This window comes from Staphylococcus sp. HMSC061G12, assembly GCF_001838465.1.
GTDB classification, from domain to species: Bacteria; Bacillota; Bacilli; order Staphylococcales; family Staphylococcaceae; genus Staphylococcus; species Staphylococcus simulans.
On record NZ_KV837152.1, the window covers coordinates 122,586 to 141,590 of the forward strand.

6 protein-coding genes are annotated in these 19,005 nt (G+C 40.0%); 1 reads left to right on the plus strand and 5 read right to left on the minus strand.

Annotated features, from left to right (window positions below; all coding sequences use genetic code 11):
• The 3 genes from HMPREF2937_RS10825 to betB form a co-directional block, all read right to left on the minus strand.
• On the minus strand, window positions 1–10,661 hold a 10,661-nt coding region (locus HMPREF2937_RS10825; RefSeq protein WP_070864573.1), incomplete at its 3' end, for a G5 domain-containing protein.
• A 337-nt stretch (window positions 10,662–10,998) separates the two neighbouring features.
• Window positions 10,999–12,687 (minus strand): choline dehydrogenase, encoded by a 1,689-nt coding sequence (gene betA, locus HMPREF2937_RS10830; protein ID WP_070864574.1) that lies wholly within the window; start codon window positions 12,685–12,687, stop codon window positions 10,999–11,001.
• A gap of 119 nt (window positions 12,688–12,806) precedes the next feature.
• Window positions 12,807–14,297 carry a betaine-aldehyde dehydrogenase gene (gene betB / locus HMPREF2937_RS10835; protein ID WP_070864575.1) on the minus strand — a complete coding sequence of 497 codons (1,491 nt, stop codon included), beginning with the start codon at window positions 14,295–14,297 and terminating at the stop codon, window positions 12,807–12,809.
• A 224-nt stretch (window positions 14,298–14,521) separates the two neighbouring features.
• Here betB and HMPREF2937_RS10840 point away from each other — a divergent pair, with 224 nt between their 5' ends.
• The gene (locus tag HMPREF2937_RS10840) at window positions 14,522–15,076 is read left to right on the plus strand and encodes a choline uptake/conversion transcriptional regulator CudC (protein WP_002480012.1); all 555 of its coding nucleotides are present in this window, start codon (window positions 14,522–14,524) and stop codon (window positions 15,074–15,076) included.
• 120 nt (window positions 15,077–15,196) lie between these two features.
• Here the strand turns inward: HMPREF2937_RS10840 and HMPREF2937_RS10845 are convergent, their stop codons facing one another.
• Both HMPREF2937_RS10845 and HMPREF2937_RS10850 read right to left on the minus strand, forming a co-directional pair.
• Window positions 15,197–16,813, minus strand: coding sequence for a BCCT family transporter (locus tag HMPREF2937_RS10845; RefSeq protein ID WP_070864584.1), 1,617 nt, complete (start codon window positions 16,811–16,813; stop codon window positions 15,197–15,199).
• 515 nt (window positions 16,814–17,328) lie between these two features.
• Window positions 17,329–18,972 carry an alpha-keto acid decarboxylase family protein gene (locus tag HMPREF2937_RS10850; RefSeq protein ID WP_057510102.1) on the minus strand — a complete coding sequence of 548 codons (1,644 nt, stop codon included), beginning with the start codon at window positions 18,970–18,972 and terminating at the stop codon, window positions 17,329–17,331.
• Between the last annotated feature and the right edge of the window lie 33 nt (window positions 18,973–19,005).

The following is a 19,005-nucleotide window of genomic DNA, read 5'->3' on the forward strand; positions in this document are numbered from 1 at the left end:
GTCGTATCCACATTGTCTACACCAATCACTTCATCAACAGCTGGTGTTGTTGTTTCAGTGACAGGCTCTTGACCTGGTGCTTTCGTTGTTGTCGATTCACCTGGCTCACCTGGTGTGATGACTGTTTGATCACCTGTGCCTGGGTCTGCATCTGGATTTGCGACATAGTTTGTCTTAGGCTCAATCACATCTGTTGTCGTAACAGTTGTGCCGACACCTACTTCAATTATGCGTGTTTGTGCACCAGATAGAATTGTTGTTTCTGACGTTGGATTTTCTAACGCACCTGTTTGACCATTCACTTGGTAAGTTGTTGTTGTTTGTGATGTGCCAACGCTACCTGCTTGAATTTCATTTTGTGTACCTACAGGTAAATCTGGATTTTCTCTATATACTGTGTCGTAAGGAATATCCGTATTTACAACTTGTACTGTACCTTTTTCAATCACTTCAGTTGTTGAAGGGATTGTCGTTGTTGTAGTTACTGGGCTTTCAAGCACGCCTGTTTCTGGGTTCACAGTATACGTTGTCGTTGTTGTCTCAGTACCATTTTGTCCTGGTGTTTGAACATTTGTATACGTTGTCGGTTCACTAACACCTACATATTGCGTGTTATAAGGTACTGGGCTTGTTTCTGTTGTCACGTTGCCCACTTTTACCACAGTATCCGTCGGCAGATTATTCGGATCATTCGGATCTCCTGGTTGACCTGGTACTGTACTTGTTTGACCTGCTGGTAATGTCGGGTCTGCTTGATATGTTGTACCGCCAGCAACTGGTCCGTATTCTACAATTTGATTTATTGGATCTATTGTTGTTGTTTGTGTGTTCGGATTAATCAATGCACCTGTGTTTGTATCAACTTCATAAGTTGTCGTAGAAATAGTTGAACCATTTTGTCCTGTTTGTGCTACATAATCCGTTGTGCCGACTGGCAGATTCGGATTATAACGGATAATTGTTTCATATGGTACATCCGTTTCTGTTTGTGTCACATTGTTTACACCAATGACTTCATTCACAGGTTGCGTTGTTGTTTCAGTAACAGGCTCTTGTCCTGGTGCTTTCGTTGTTGTCGATTCACCTGGCACACCTTCTGTGATCACTGTTTGTTCTCCGATTGGCTGTGCTGTATCAGGGTTTGCGGTGTAACTTGTTGTTGGTGCGATTGGTGTCGTAGTTTGTGTCGTTACACCTGTACCGACTTCAACAATACGGTTTTGTACTTCTTTTGTTGTTACTGTATTTGAAGTTGGATTTTCTAACGCACCTGTTTGCGCATTTACTGTATAAGTTGTTGTTGTTTGAGTTTGTCCTGTAATACCTGCTTGAATTTCATTTTGTGTACCTGCAGGCAAGTCTGGATTTTCTCTATAAATTGTTTCGTAATTCACATCGTTAGTTTCAACTTGCGTTGTACCAATTTCCACAACTTTTGCAGTAGCTGGTGTTGATGTTGTTGAAACTTGAGGGTTCGTCAACGCTCCAGTTTCTGGATTCACATCATACGTTGTTGTCGTTGTTTCTGTACCGTTTTGACCTGTCGTTGCAACATTTTCATAACCCACAGGCTGGTTCACACCGACATATTGTGTTTCAAACGGAACATCTGTTGTGCTTGTATCTACGTTATCAACACCTACAACTTGGTCTACAGCCGGAACTGTCTCTGTGACAGGTGTTTGACCTGGTTCAGTCGTTGTCGTTGTTGAACCTGCTTGACCTAGCGTAAGAACAGTCGTACCGCCCACACCTTCATCACTATCTGAATCCGCAACATAGATTGTTTTCGGTGGCAGCTCTGTCACTTCAGTTGTTGTGACACCTGTACCACGTTCGATAATACGATCTTGTTTTTCAACTTGTGTTGTTGTCACAGACACTGGATTTTCAAGTGCGCCTGTTGTCTGATTTACAGTATATGTTGTTGTGATTTCTTCTTGTCCCACAATACCTGCTTGGACTTCGTTTTCAGTTCCTACTGGCAAGTTCGAATTATCGACATACGTTGTATTGAATGGAATATCGTTTGTAGTCACTTGTTTTGTACCGATTTCAATCACTTGTGCCACTGGTTGTTCTGTCGTCGTTGTTGTTTCTGGAGAAATCAATGCACCTGTATTCGGGTCGACTTGATACGTTGTTGTTGTCGTTGTTGTACCATTTTGACCTGATGTCGCCACATTTTCATAGCCGATAGGTTGATCTACTGCCACATATTGCGTATCGAATGGAATCGTATCTGTTGTTGTGTCTACATTATCGACACCAATCACTTCGTTGACAGGCGGTGTTGTTGTTTCCGTAACTGGATCTTGTCCTGGTGCTTTCGTTGTTGTTGATTCACCTGGTACACCTTCTGTAATCACTGTCGTGTTACCGACACCTGCATCTGGGTTCGGTGCTGCTTCATACGTTGTCGTCGGCGGAATCACTGTTGTATCTGTTACTGTCACGCCAGTGCCGACTTCTACAATACGATCTTGTTTTTCAGTCAGCGTTACTGTATTCGCAACTGGATTGTATAACTCTCCAGTTTCTGGATTCACGCTATAAGTTGTTGTCGTTTGTGTCTGTCCAATGACACCTGCTTGAAGTTCATTTTGTGTGCCTTCCGCAAGGTCTGGGTTCTCTCTATAAATCGTTGTATAAGGTACTTCAGCTGTAGTGACTTGTTGCGTACCGATTTCCACAACTTCTGTCACAGGTTCTGTTGTTTGATTAACTGATGTCGGATTGCTTAACACACCTGTATTCGGATCCACCTGATACGTTGTTGTAGTAGTCGTTGAACCATCGACACCTGTTGTTGCGACATTTTTATAATCTGTCGGTTGATCTACTGCCACGTATGTCACATCGTGCGGTAAGATTGTTGTCGCAGTATCGACATTACCCGCTTTAACAACCGTATCTGTCGGTAAGTTATTTGGATCGTTTGGATCTCCTGGTACACCTTCAGTAGTCGTTTGTTGGCCTACTGGTAAGCTTGGATCCGGTTGATAAATTACTTCTCCTGCCACTGGACCATATTCAATAATACGATCAACTGGCGCAGTTTCTGTTGTATTAATCGCAGGATTTAATAATGCGCCTGTATCTGGGTCAACTTCATACGTTGTCGTTGTTGTTTTAAGACCCGTTTGCCCTTCTTGTGCCACTGAATTCGTTGTACCTACTGGTAAATTCGGATTATAACGTTCAATCGTGTTATACGGAACATCTTGTTGTGTCACATCCACATTATCTACGCCAATGACTTCCGTCACAGGTTCTGTTGTCGTTGTCGTAACTGCCTCTTGTCCAGGTTCTTTGACTGTCGTTGATACACCAGATTGACCTTGTGTAATAATCGTTTGTTCGCCGACACCTGGATCATTATCAGGATTTGCTTGATAAGTTGTTTCAGGTGGGATTGGTGTTGTCGTAGAAGTTGTTACGCCTGTACCCACTTCAATAATGCGATCTTGCTTTACAACTAATGTCGTTGTGTTTTCAACTGGACTTTCTAGTGCACCTGTTTGTGTGTTCACTGTGTAAGTCGTTGTTGTTTGTGTTTGACCTGTAATACCTGTTTGAACTTCATTCTGTGTACCTTGTGGTAAATCCGGATTTTCTCTGTAAATCGTTTCATATGGGACATCCGCTGTTGTTGTTTGAACTGTTCCTTTTTCAACCACTTGTGTCACTGGCGCAATCGTTTGAACTGCAGTCACCGGGTTTGATAGTGAACCTGTGTTTGGATCCACTTGATACGTTGTTGTGGTAATCGTTGTACCGTCTTGACCTTGTGTTTGAACATTTGTGTAATCTGTCGACTGACTCACACCTACATATGTTGTTTCATATGGTTGTGTCGTCACATCCGTTTGCACATTACCCACTTTGACAACTGTATCTGTCGGTAAGTTATTCGGATCATTTGGATCTCCAGGTGTACCTTCAATAGTATTAGTTTGATTATAAGGTACATTACTGTCAGGTTGATACACGACATTGCCTGCGACAGGACCATATTCCACAATCTGACTCACTGGTTCTGTTGTGTTTGTTTCTACTTGCGGATTTAATAATTGGCCTGTTGTCGGGTCTACTTCATACGTAGTTGTCGTTGTTGTAACGCCATCTTGACCTTGTTGAACGACTACATTTGTACTGCCTGTCGGCAAGTTCGGATTATAACGTGTAATCGTATCATAAGCTGTCGTGCTCGTTGTAGTATCCACGTTATCCACGCCAATCACTTCATTTACCGGTTCTGTAGTCGTTGTAGTGACCGCTTCTTTACCTGGCTCTTTTACCGTTGTCGCAACACCTTCTTGACCAGGCACTAAGATAACTTGGTCTCCTGTGCCAGGGTCTGCATCAGGGTTCGCTTGGTAAGTTGTTGTCGGTAAAATCGGTGACGTTGTAGATGTCGTTACGCCTGTACCTACTTCAATAATTTGGTCTTGTTTGTAAATCGTAGTTATTGTGTCAGATGTCGGACTTTCTAACGCACCTGTTTCTGGATTTATCGTATACGTTGTCGTTGTTTGTGTCTGACCAACCACGCCTGGTTGTACCACATTTTGTGTGCCTTGTGGTAAATCTGGGTTTTCTCTATAAATCGTTTCATATGGGACATCCGCTGTTGTCGTTTGAACCGTTCCTTTTTCAACCACTTGTGTAACTGGTCCAATCGTTTGAACAGAAGTGACCGGATTTGATAACGCACCTGTTTCTGGGTCCACTGTATACGTCGTTGTCGTAGCTGTTGAACCTTCTTGTCCTTCTGTTCTGACATTTGTATAATCTGTCGGTTGACTCACACCTACATATTGCGTGTCATAAGGTAATGTTGCGAGTTCATGTGTTGTATTACCTACTTTAATCACTGTGTTTGTAGGCAGATTATTCGGGTCATTCGGATCGCCTGGCGTACCTTCAATCGTCGTTGTTTCATTATATGGCAGGTTCGGGTCTGCTTGATAAATCGTTTCTCCGGCAACCGGACCATATTCGATAATTTGTGTCACAGGTTGTGTTGTCTCTGTTGACACTTGTGGATTAGACAGTTGTCCTGTCGTTGTATCTACGTCATACGTTGTCGTTGTCGTAATCACACCATCTTGACCTGGTTGTGCCACTACATCTGTACTGCCTACTGGCAAGTTCGGGTTATAACGTGTTTCTGTTTGATACGGAATTGTTTCTGTTGTTGTATCTACGTTATCCACACCAATGACTTCATTCACAGGTTGTGTCGTAATTTCAGTGACTGGCTCTTGACCAGGTTCTTTCGTAGTTGTCGTTTCACCTGCTTGTCCAGGTGTTATTACTGTGTAATCACCTGTGCCCGCATCTGGATTAGGGTTTGCTTCGTAAACCGTTGTCGGCGCTATCGGATCTGTAGTCACAACAGTTGTACCTGTACCGACTTCAATAATACGGTCTTGTTTTTGAACTGTTGTCGCATCTGTTGATGACGGATTTTCTAATGCGCCTGTTTCAGGATTCACTGTATACGTTGTTGTCGTTGTTGTTTCCCCAACCACACCTGGTTGGATTTCGTTTTGAACGCCTACAGGTAAATTCGCATTTTCTTGATAAATCGTTTCATATTGTACTGGTGTTGTCGCAACTTGGACTGTTCCTTTTTCAACCACTTCTGTCACAGGTTGTGTCGTTTGTGTTGAAATAGATGGATTAATCAATGTACCCGTATTTGGATCAACTTCATAAGTTGTTGTCGTTGTCGTCACACCATTTTGTCCCGCTGTTTGTACATTTGTATAATCTGTCGGTTGATTAACACCTACATATTGCGTGTCATAAGGTAATGTTTCATTTGTTGTATTGACATTACCGACATACACAATAGTATCCGTCGGTAAGTTATTCGGATTATTTGGATCTCCAGGTGTACCTGGTACTGTATTTGTTTGGTTGTATGGCAAGTTCGGGTCGACTTGATAAACCGTATTACCTTCAACTGGTCCGTATTCTACGATACGCGGTGTTGATGGAGACACTTCTTCCGTTGTCACCGGATTAGATAACGCACCTGTTGCTGGGTCAACTTCATATGTTTTGATTGTCGTTGCGGTACCCTCTTGTCCTTCTTGAACGACTACATTTTGTGAACCAACAGGTAATGTTGGGTTATAACGGTTGATTGTTTCATATGGAATCGGTGCTGTCGCTGAATCAACATTATCTACACCGATGACTTCATTAACCGCTGGTGTGGTTGTCGTTGTAACCGCTTCTTGACCTGGTTCTTTCACTGTTGTTGACACACCATCTTGACCTTCAACAATCACAATTTGGTCACCTGTACCTGAATCTTTGTCAGGATTCGCTTGGTAAACCGTTGTCGCTGGAATTGGTGTCGTTGTGACAGACGTCGTACCTGTACCCACTTCAATAATACGGTCTTGTGCTTGTACTAAAGTATCTGTATTTGAAACGGGACTTTCTAATTCACCTGTTGTGCTGTTGATTGTATAAGTTGTTGTTGTTTGTGTTTGACCTACCACACCTTCTTGCAACACATTTTCTGTGCCTTGTGGTAAATCTGGGTTTTCTCTATAAGTCGTTTCATATGGTACTTCTGCTGTTGTGACTTGGACTGTCCCTTTTTCAATTACGCGATTTTCTGCAGGCACTGTTTCTGTATTAGTTTGCAGGTTAATCAATTCACCTGTTTGAGGATTGACCTCATATGTTGTTGTCGTTGTTGTTGAACCATCACTGCCTTCAGCCACTACATTTCTATACGTCGTCGGTTCATTCACACCAATGTATTCGGTACTATGAATAATTGGTGTCGTTGATGTGCTGACATTACCAACATAAACAATTGTGTCCGTCGGCAAGTTGTTTGGATCGTTCGGATCCCCTGGCGTGCCTGGCACTGTATTTGTTTGGTTGTATGGTAAGTTCGGGTCGACTTGATACACTGTATCGCCTGCGACTGGTCCATATTCATAGACTTGGTCAACTGGGTTGATTGTATTTGTCACAGTTTGCGGGTTAGATAATGCACCTGTTGTCGTATCTACATCATACGTTGTTGTAGTCGTTGTCGAACCATTTTGTCCCTCTTGAACTAACGTATTCGTTGTTCCTACTGCTAAATCCGGGTTATAACGATACACCGTATTATATTGAATCGGTGTCACGTTAGTATCAACATTATCCACACTGATGACTTCATCAACAGCTGGTGTTGTCGTTGTTGTAACTGCTTCTTGACCAGGTTCTTTTACTGTTGTTGCGACACCATCTTGACCTTGCGTCACAACTGTTTGGTCTCCAACTCCTGCATCAGGGTTTGGATCTGCAACATATGTCGTACCTGATGGAATCGGTGAAGTTGTTGACGTTGTCACACCTGATCCTACTTCAATAATCTGATCTTGCTTTTGTGTTAATGTCGTTGTTGATGTTGTCGGATTTTCTAATGCACCTGTTGTCTGGTTCACTGTATAAGTCGTTGTCGTTTGTGTTTGACCCGTTACCCCTTGTTGAACAACGTTTTGTGTACCTTGAGGTAAGTTTGGATTTTCTCTATAAATCGTTTCATATGGTACATCTGCTGTTGTTGTTTGAACTGTCCCTTTTTCAATGACTTGTGTCACAGGTTGAACTGTCGATGTAGTAGTCACTGGATTAGATAATTGACCTGTCGCTGGGTCAACCGTATAAGTCGTTGTCGTTGTTGTTGAACCTGCTTGGCCTTGTGTACGCACGTTTGTATAATCTGTTGGTTGGTTTACACCGACATATTGTGTGTTGTAAGGAATAGTTGTTGTCGTCGCTTGTACATTATTCACACCTATAACTTCGTTTGTTGGCTGTTGTGTCACGTTCACAATAGTATCTTTACCTGGTTCTGTTGTTACAGTTTGTGAACCTGGTACACCTTCTACCACAATCGTTTCAGTACCAAGCGGTTTTGTCGGGTCTGAAACAGCTTGATAACTTGTACTTGGCTCAATTGTTTCTACTGTTGTTTGTGCCGGTACCGCTTCAGGGTTGACTGAGTTATTACTGATTAACACAATTCTTTGAATCGTATTTAAGTTTAAAGTACTTAAGTCTTTACTGCTTGTACCTGAAGGTGTTGAGCTGGCACTTGTAGATTCTGTCGTATTATAAGTTGGTGTACCTGTAGAGAAACCTTTTTGTGCTGCTTGTAAATCTACAACGTCAGACCAAACTGTATCCGCATCTGCACTTTGATTTGGATCACTAAAGTGTGTCGCATTCCAAGTTTTAACAATATAAGAGCCATTCCACTTCATATAACCTGGAGAGCCAGGATCCATATAAATCAAGTTCGGCTTACTGCCATTTGTACTTTGGCCACTTGTGACAATACTGTTTTTTTGGAAGTTGATATAGTTCGCATTATCAAAGATAAATTGGCGGTTTTGACTTGTACCGCCTAAAGGAATCGATAAAACTTCCGCGTAATAGTCACGGTTATCTGTACGCAAGTCTAATGTCGCATTATCTTTCACCCATAATAATGCACTTTGCGTACCTGTCGCATTAATGTTGACTAAGTCATTATAAGCGCCGACTTGTGTCTTAGTATCTGGATTCCATTGATGGTTTTTCGCATCTAAGAATAATGTCGCGTACTCATCAATTAAAATTTGAGAGTTACCATCTAATCCTATCAGGTTGTTGTTTGAGTAATCACCCGCACGATGTCCATCGGAATATGCGATGAATTTAGAGTATTGGCCAACTTCGAAAGTACTGCCAGTCCCCATATCTACAATGTTACCGTTACCTTTTTGACTGATATTGATTGTAGAATTCGCACCTGTGTAAAGCGTGCCATCATTCGCAAAGTCAAAAATATTTTGACCTGTAATATTTAATGTCGAACCATCACCGATTAACACAGAGCCACCATTACCGACTTGGAATGCAGTTGTTCCGTTCGTTGTGCCCCATGGGTTGGTTGGCGAAACGTTCATTGTAATATTTGAATTCGTACCTGTTGTAATTACACCGCCATCAACCACTTGCAGTGCGTTACCTAAACCAGTACGCGTAATATTAACTGTCGCATCTGCCGCAATATTGATATTCTTCGCACCAATGTTTGAACGGTTTAAAGTACTGTCATTACTAATTGAACTGAAGTTGCCGCTAATATTGACATTCACGTTTTGGTTTGCGAGTGTACTGCTCACCAAGTTACTGCCAGTATGTTTGACGTTATTGAACGAGATAGTATTGTTAGTCGTCGTACTTGCCCCGAAGTTTACTAAACCACCTGTATTGCCCGTTGTAATATTCATATTTTGATACGTCATATTCCAACTGCCTGATGTTGCTGGGGCATTAATAATATTCGTTCCCGTATTCAACGTATAACCGCCACCATCAATCGTCACAGAGCGTCCTGTTGAAGTTTGAAGGTTCGGTGAGCTTGTACCTGTGATATTGCCAGTCAATTGAATATTAGAGACTGTTTTGTCATTTAACGCCGCAATAAACTGATCCCACGTGCTGACTTGTGTCGCGGGTGCTGGTGCTGCATATGCTGAAAATGCCATCATACGAAACGTCGGTGAAATACTTGTTGAACTTGATGTCGTTGATGATTGTGTAGATGTTGTTAATGGTAATTCCCCCACAGGATCACTGCCAGGTGCGCTCGATGTATTCAGTAAATAAGAAGTCAATAAAGCACCTGCGATTTCTTCATCTGTCGCTGTATTCGCATCTACTGCCATACCATCTACCACTTGTTGTGCTGCTTCAGGTGATAAATTTTCTTCAGTTGCTAAATAATCTGTTAAAGCACTTTCCTTATCTGTACTGCTATCCAATGTTTGTGATAAATCTCGAGACAATGTCGGTGTTGGTGATTCAATAGATGAAATTGTTGTGTCATTCGTTGAATTTGGTGTAGAAGTATCATTAGCTGTACTATTTGTAGTATTACTGTCAGTTGTTGATGGTGCATCTGACGTTCCTGTTGATGTATCTGGCTTTGATGTGTCATTCGATGGTGCCACTTGAGATTCTGATGATGTATCATTTGATGGTGTTGTTTGAGAGTCTGATGAAGTGTCGTTTGATGATGAAGGTGCGTCTGTTGAAGGTGTTGTCTTAGTATCAGGAGTACTTTGTGTTTGAGATGATTCATTGGATGATGGCTGTGAAGGTGTTGGTGTTTCTGAAGGTGTTGATGTTGAAGATTCTTGATTAGAAGGTGTTGAATCTTGTTCTGTAGTCGTATCTGGTGCTGGCGCAGGGTCAGTTGTTGGCGCAGACGTCTCACCAGATGGCGTGGATGTCGCAGGTGTTTCTGTTGTTTCAGTTGTATTTTGAGCCGGTTCTTGTGGTGGAGAGGTATCAACTTGTGGTGCTGTTTCTGTCGTATTCGTCGTTGTTTCTGGCGTATTTGTTTGTGTCTCTTGTGTCGGTGTAGTTTCTGTAGTTGACTCAGTTGTTGAAGTGTCGCCACTTCCCGTCGAGCTGCTTGAGCTGCTGCCTGATGAATCAGATGTGCTGTTTTCAGCTGCTCTTGCTTCATCGTTTACTCCTAAAATCAACATTGTTCCTAATAGAATCGAAGCTGTTCCTACGGTAAATTTACGTATAGAATACTTGTTCCGTCTATTCGGAAGAAAATCTAATTTTTTCATAGAAAAAATTCCTCCTCGTTTTCTCCAAACCTTTGTTTCGCTTGTTCAACATTTAGTTTCGTTTAAAAATTGCTAATTGAGTTAATTATACTGAAATTTCAAGAAGTGTCTATAACTATTTTAGTAAATTTCAAAAGTTTCACACTTTTTTATTTTGATAAATATTTTTAACATGAAATTTACTTTTGTACACTTCCTCGTTACGTTTCTCTTATCCCTATGTATCAAAACTTAAACATTTATAATTTTGCATCATTGTATGGCAATAAACAGACTTTCTAAAAGTGTATAAAAAAAGGAGTCCTCCACTATTTGAAGACTCCTTTTAAAACGTTAATTATTGAACTGTTCCTGCATTTTTATCATGTTTACCATGTACATAATAATCCATATATTCTGGTTTCATTGGATCATTGCCTAAAATAATATCTGCAGCTTTTTCCGCAATCATTAAGACAGGCGCATGAATATTACCGTTTGTTGTTGTAGGCATGACTGATGCATCAACAACACGTAAGTTTTCCATGCCATGTACTTTCATTGTTAATGGGTCTACAACGGCCATTGGGTCTGAAGCAGGTCCCATTTTCGCACTACATGAAGGGTGTAATGCTGTTTCAGCGTCGCGGCGTACCCAATCTAAAATTTCTTCATCTGTTTGAACTTCTGGTCCTGGAGAAATTTCTCCATCGTTATACGGTGCAAGTGCAGGTTGAGATAAGATGTTACGCGCAACACGAATAGCTTCTACCCATTCACGTTTATCTTCTTCTGTTGAAAGATAGTTGAACACAAAGTCAGGATGTTCAAATGGGTCTGTTGATTTAATCTTCAAGCTGCCGCGAGAGTTAGAATACATTGGTCCAACGTGTACTTGGAAACCATGTTTTGTTTCTGCTTTCTCGCCATCATAACGTACCGCTAACGGTAAGAAGTGGAACATCAAGTTTGGATACTTCACATCATCGTTTGAACGTACGAATCCGCCACCTTCAAAGTGGTTCGTTGCGGCTGGTCCTGTACGGCTGAAGATCCATTGTAAAACGATAAATGGCATTTTTAATGGATTTAAACTTGGTTGTTCTGACACAGGTTGAGATGCTGCATGTTGAATGTACACTTCTAAGTGGTCTTCGAAGTTTTCACCGACACCAGGTAAATGAATACGTGGTTCAATACCTAATGATTTCAAGTGTTCAGAATCACCGATACCTGATAATTGAAGTAATTGTGGTGTATTGAACGCACCACCTGATAAGATGACTTCTTTTGCGGTAACCGTATGCAATTTACCATTACGTTTAAATGTCACGCCTGTAACCTTATTACCTTCAAAGTTTAATTTCGTCACAAACGCACGTGTTTTAACATGTAAATTTTTACGTTTCATTACTGGATGTAAGTAAGCGCGTGAAGCTGATACACGACGACCATTATGAACTTGGCTGTCGAAAGGTCCGAAACCTTCTTGACGGAAACCGTTCACATCAGGTGTTTTATTGTAGCCTGCTTGCACACCTGCATCAAAGAACGCTTGGAATAATGGGTTTTTCGCTGGTCCACGTTTTAATTTAATCGGACCATGATGACCACGATATTCGTCATCTTGTTCTGCACCGAATGTTGTTTCTAAACGTTTGAAGTATGGTAAGCAATGTGCGTAATCCCAAGTTTCCATACCTTTTGGTGAACCCCATTTTTCATAGTCCATCGGGTTACCACGCTGATAAATCATACCGTTGATTGAACTTGAACCGCCTAATACCTTACCGCGTGCGTGTGCAACTTGACGACCGCCCATATGTGGTTCGTTATTTGTCGCATAAATCCAGTCGTAGAAACGATTTCCTGATGGATACATTAATGCTGCTGGCATTTGAATAAATAAATCCCAAAAATAGTCGCTGCGTCCTGCTTCTAATACTAATACCTCATTGTTCTTGTCTAAACTTAAACGATTACCTAAAACTGAACCGGCACTGCCCCCGCCGATAATAATATAATCATAATCATAAGATTTACTCATTTATGTCTTCCTCCTATAGAAAATGGTTATGCTCGATTTATCTTAATTTGTCCAAAAAGAGAGCGAGAACAGAGAGGCGAAAATTATTTCACCTGTATTCTCGCTTTATTTAAAATGCATTAGCCTTTAAACCAATTCACTGGTTCTGGATGATAGTTCGTTAAAATGTGTTTAGAAACTAAGTACTCTTCTAAACCTTCTTTACCTAATTCACGACCGATACCTGATTGTTTATAGCCGCCCCAAGGTGCTTGTGCGAAGTAAGGATGGAAATCATTAATCCATACTGTACCCATACGTAATCGGCTTGCGACACGTTGCGCTTTGCCGATGTCTTTAGAGAACACTGCACCTGCTAAACCATAAATTGAATCGTTCGCTAAACGAATCGCATCCGCTTCATCTTCAAACCCTTCAACTGTCACAACAGGTCCGAATACTTCTTCTTGTACGATACGCATTGACGTATCACAATCTGTAAACACAGTCGGTTCAAAGAAGAAGCCATCTTTCAAGTCATCACGATCAGGACGTTTACCGCCTGTCGCAATCGTTGCGCCTTCTTCTTTCGCAACATCCATATAACCTTCAACTTTTGCTAAATGTTCCGCTGAGATTAATGGACCCACTTCAGTATCTTCATCAAACCCATTACCAAGACGAATATTTTTCACGCGTTTAATCAACGCTTCTTCGAACTTATCTTTAATTGAGTTTTGAACAATGATACGTGAACCTGCTGAACATACTTGACCTGCATGGAAATAGCCGCCGTTTAACGCTTGATCGACTGCTAAATCAAAGTCAGCATCTTCAAAAATAACGTTAGGATTTTTACCGCCAAGTTCTAATGCGACATTTGTCACATGATTTGCTGCTTGTTTCATAATGTGTTTACCAGTTTGAATACCACCTGTAAATGACACTAAGTCTACTTCTGGTGAACCTGATAAAACATCACCTACAACTGAACCGGCACCTAATACTAAATTAATAACACCTTTAGGGAAACCGACTTCTTCCATCAATTCGAATACACGAATAGTTGTCAATGGTGTGATTTCACTAGGTTTCATCACTAATGAACAACCTGTAGCTAAGGCTGGCGCAATTTTCCATGATGCTTGTAGTAAAGGATAGTTCCAAGGTGTAATTTGTGTAACCACACCGACTGGTTCTTTCACAACTTTACTTTCTGTACCTGGAATTGGTGAATTAATCATTTCACCGCCGTCTTTATCAGCTAACCCCGCAAAATACATAAAGACGTTATGGATGTCATCCATATCTGCAAGTGATTCTTCGTACGTTTTACCAGTATCTAACGTTTCTAATTTCGCAAGTTCTTCACGATTTTCTTTAATCTTGTCGGCAATTGCTCTGACTTTTTGTCCTTTGACTTCACTTGTTTCATTCGCATAGTCACCTTGATCAAAAGCACGTCTTGCTGCTTTTACTGCACGTTCTGCATCTTCAGCTGCTGCTTCTGATACTTCGAATATAACTTCTTGATTATAAGGATTGATTATTTCACGTGTGGCTTGGTTCGCACTGTCTATCCACTCACCATCAATGTATTGTTGGTGAGATAAACGCTTTACAAGTTCCATCATTTAGACCCCCGTTAACTTTGTTAAATTTTTATTTAACGAATTTTACAAAGTTTATGTTAGCATGAATAAAGAGAAAGTGTCAAACACACTTTTTATATAACACACTGCATAGCAAGTTAAAGATAATCCTGTACTTTGATATACTATTCATGATTCAACATTGGACGAATGCGGGAAATAACTCTAAAATGAATATAAATGTAGTGGACGGAGGTTTAAGTATGACAAGTTCAAATCAACATGAACAAGCCATCGAAGAAGCTAAAGATTTAGTGATTAACGCGATTGGCGAAACAATGGATTTGTACGGCATTAATCGTAGTGTCGGCAACCTTTACGGGACTATGGTATTTGAAGATAATATGACCTTGGATCAAATGCGCGAGAAGTTGCAGATGAGTAAGCCAAGTATGAGTACAGGTGTGAAACGTCTACAAGAATATGACTTAGTAAAACAACAATTTACACGCGGCAGTCGTAAACAACACTTTGTTGCTGAGAAAGACTTCTTTGTATTCTTTAGACACTTCTTCGATGTGAAATTCAGTCGTGAAATAAACGTCAATATGGCTTCTCTTGATGAAGCAGAACAAATTATTCAACACGTTCTTGAATCAGATGATGTCGACGAAGCAACTTATGACTATGCACAACGCGTCAATGCACAACTCGAACATTCTCGTATCTATTACGAATGGCTTTCTCAAATTAATGAAGCCATCCGTACTGGCGAAATCTTTAAATATTTCCCAATTCCTGACCCGAAAGATGTATAATACACTTTCCATAACTTATCGATATAAAAATGGCACGCACTCCAGATTTGGAATGCGTGCCATTTTTTATTTCTACTTCATTCATTTTTTATCTTTAAAAGTAATTCTACTTATAAATCGTTAAGTTCTTTGTGCGTGTTGTTCCTCTTCACGTTCTTCCGCAATCTGATTAATCTTCAAGGAACGATGTTCTGCTTCTCTTAATCGTGCGGCACGTAATTGTAATTTAACGCGGTCTCTAGATAAGGTGATAATAAACGATATCATCATAAAGACGAAAATCACAATGAGCGGCACACTGGCTAGAATTGAAGCTGTCTTCAGAACATCTAGCGCACGTTGACCACCGACTAGCATTAATGAGAATGGTAATAAACATAACGCAAATGCCCAGAATAAACGGTTCGCGCGTAATGGTTCACCAATTACTTTCTTTTGAGATGCTGAAGCAAGAATATATGAACCAGAGTCGAACGTCGTTGCTAAGAATAAGAACGCTGAAATCAAGAATAGAACGACAATAATATTATGGAACGGTAGTTGGTGAATGACTTCAACAATGGCTGCTTCCGTACCATGTGCATTCAAGAATGATACAACATCGAATTGATGTGTAATTTGAAGATACACTGCATAGTTACCAAAGATACCAAAGAATAAGACACAACCTAATGTACCGTAAATAATCGTACCTAAGATGACTTCTTTTAACGTACGACCTTTAGAAATACGTGCGATAAAGAGTCCGATAAACGGCGCATAAACGATCCACCATGACCAATAGAAAATTGTCCATTGTTGTGGGAAGTTTGTTTCCTTACGTCCGTCAATACCGCCAAATGGTTCTAACCATGTAGCCATTTGGAAGAAATTCTTTAACATATTCCCAAAGCCTGTAACTGTTGTTTCCATGATGAATACAGTTGGACCTACAATAAAGACAAATCCTAATAGAATAAATGACAACCAAACGTTCACGTCACTTAAACGTTGAATCCCTTTTTTCAGTCCTGTATAAGAGCTGACTGCGAAAATAACCGTAATTGTAATTAAAATCGCTGAACGTAACACCATACTTTGTCCATCAATACCTGTTAAACGTTCAATACCAGCTGAAATCATTGGCACACCTAATCCAAGTGATGTAGCTGCACCGCCAAGTAATCCGAAAATAAATAAGATATCGACAATTTTACCTGGTAATTTTTCAGTTTGTCCTTTTAAAATCGGTCGACAAGCCTGACTGATTTTATAAACTGGTTTTTTCTTCACGAAAACTAAGTAACCGATCGGTAAAGCTGGTAAAACATAAATTGCCCAAGCAATTGGACCCCAGTGGAACATACCATACATTGTGGCATATTCTAAGGCAGCATCTGTCATACCTTTCTCGCCATGTGGCGGTACTTGGAAATAGAAGGCCCATTCAATAACGCCCCAGTATAAAATATCTGAACCGATACCGGCACAGAACAGCATCGCTGCCCAAGTAAAGTTACCGAATTCCGGTTTATCACTTGCTCTCCCCAGAGTTACGTTTCCGTATTTGCCAAATGCTATGTACAGTACGAAACCTAAAACAATTAAGCCCAGTGATAAATAAACTGCACCTAGCGAATTGGATACTGCTTCGTTAATGTCAGTAATTACTTTTTGACTCGCTTTAGGAAATGCCATCATCGGAATGACAGCAATTAATAAAATAGCGACAGTACCATAAAACGTTGTCCAGTCCATAATTTGGGACTTTTTAGCTTTGTTTTGCTTTTTAGCTTTTTGCAATGTTTTTGCACTCCCTATATTGATTAATTGTCGTTGAAAACATAAAAATCAAATTCTACTTCTCTTTTTATTTTTCCAACTCCCCATTTCTTATGTTACATAAAGACATTAACGAATTATTTATAATAATGCAAATTCATACAGAAGAATATGTTGGCAAAAATGAATAAATATATATTTAAGATTAGTAATTCAAGCGTCCTAATCGCTTATAACCCTATGTTAAGTTTAAATTTAACGAATTGAACGGATTTAACTACTCACTTTTATGCATTAATATACATTTTATACGAATAAATATTTTTTAGAAAAACTGAAAACATCCTCTAGAATCGTCAATTTTTAGTGATTTAAAATTACATTTATCAAAAGCTCTCATAAAAAAATCCCCGACTTTAAACGTCAGGGATTTTAAATGAAAGTGCGAATCACTTCATTCATTTTTATGTGCATTATTTTTCAAATTATCTTTAGCTATTTTGTTTTGCGAAAGCTTTACCAATAGCTTCTAATTTATGCGGTGCGTCGTGCATTGCCATTTTCACTTCTACAAAGTGCATCATTTCTGGATAAGCTTTAATAGTTTCAAAGGCTTGTTTCAACTCTTCACTTGTTGAAACATCATGGATTTTCACATCATCTTTAGCACCGAAGACTGCTGGTAAGGCTTTGTAGTCCCACATAAAGATGTCGTTATATGGTTCATTTTCACCATGAATCTTACGCTCTACTGTATAGCCATCATTATTGATGACAAACAATACTGGTTTTAATTTCTCACGAATCATTGTTGAAATACTTTGAACTGTTAATTGCAGTGAACCGTCACCGATTAATAATAAGTTACGACGATTTGGATCAGCAATTTGTGTACCTAATGTTGCTGGTAATGTGTAACCAATTGAGCCCCATAAAGGTTGACCAATAAACTTATTCGCTTGATATAACGCTAAGTCATATGCACCAAAGAATGATGTTCCTTGTTCGGCTAGAATCACATCATCAGGTGCGATAAAGTCTTGCATCATATCGAAGTACGTTTCTTGTGTTAATGGTTCATTCGTTAATTCATATTGACCCGCTTCTGGACGTTTATATTGTGGGTAATCTGCATCATTCACATAGTCCATCTCTAACAGGCCTTCTAATAAATCTGGTAATGTTACATCTTGATCTTCTGTGTCATTCATTTTGAAATTGTGTTGATTCAACATCACGACATCATCAATATCAAATTCATATGAGAAACCTGCTGTGGCAGAGTCTGTTAATTTCGCACCAATATTTAAAATTGCATCACTGTTATCAACATAATTTCTAATATTTTCTTCTGCGATTGAGCCGTCATAAATGCCCATATAGTAAGGATTTTCTTCATTGAAGGCACCTTTACCTAATGACAATTGCGCAACTGGAATGTGTGTTTGATTTACAAATTGTTCTAGTTTGTCATGCAGTTTGAAGCTATTGATTTCATGTCCTGCAATAATTACAGGTTGAGACGCACTGTTTAATTTATTTTTAACCATCTCAATATAGTTTGAGACATCTTGTGCTTTAAATTCTGGTAATTGATAAGCATCTTTCACTTCAATTTCTGTCATTGCGACATCAATCGGTAAGTGTAAATGTACAGGTCTTTTCTCGGCTAATGCTTCATTGATCAGACGCGGAATTTCTTCTTGTGCATTTTCAGGTGTGATATAACCTTGTGCTGTTGTAATTTCTTTGAACATTTTGCGGTAGTTATCGAATTCACCTTCACCAAGTGAGTGGTGAACATATTTACCTGCTTGTTCTACACTGCGTGTCGGTGCGCCTGTAATTGCAACTACTGGAATACGTTCTGCATAAGAACCTGCGATACCATTGACCGCTGATAATTCACCTACACCAAATGTAGTCACCATTGCGCTTAAACCATTCATGCGTGCATAACCGTCTGCCGCATAACTTGCGTTTAATTCATTTGTATTACCAATCCATTCAATATCATCACGGCTGATAATATCGTCTAAGAAAGCTAAGTTGAAATCTCCAGGGACACCAAATACTTTATCTACGCCTGCAGTACTCAGGCAGTCCATTAAATACTCTCCAACACGTTTATTCATATTCATTCCACCTTTTTCTCTTTCTCTTATACA

What these genes read in the sequence shown, in the direction of transcription:
- betA (WP_070864574.1), bottom strand. Translation starts at nt 12,687, where the DNA reads ATGAGTAAATCTTATGATTATGATTATATTATTATCGGCGGGGGCAGT.
- betB (WP_070864575.1), bottom strand. Translation starts at nt 14,297, where the DNA reads ATGGAACTTGTAAAGCGTTTATCTCACCAACAATACATTGATGGTGAG.
- HMPREF2937_RS10840 (WP_002480012.1), top strand. Translation starts at nt 14,522, where the DNA reads ATGACAAGTTCAAATCAACATGAACAAGCCATCGAAGAAGCTAAAGAT.
- HMPREF2937_RS10845 (WP_070864584.1), bottom strand. Translation starts at nt 16,813, where the DNA reads ATGGACTGGACAACGTTTTATGGTACTGTCGCTATTTTATTAATTGCT.
- HMPREF2937_RS10850 (WP_057510102.1), bottom strand. Translation starts at nt 18,972, where the DNA reads ATGAATAAACGTGTTGGAGAGTATTTAATGGACTGCCTGAGTACTGCA.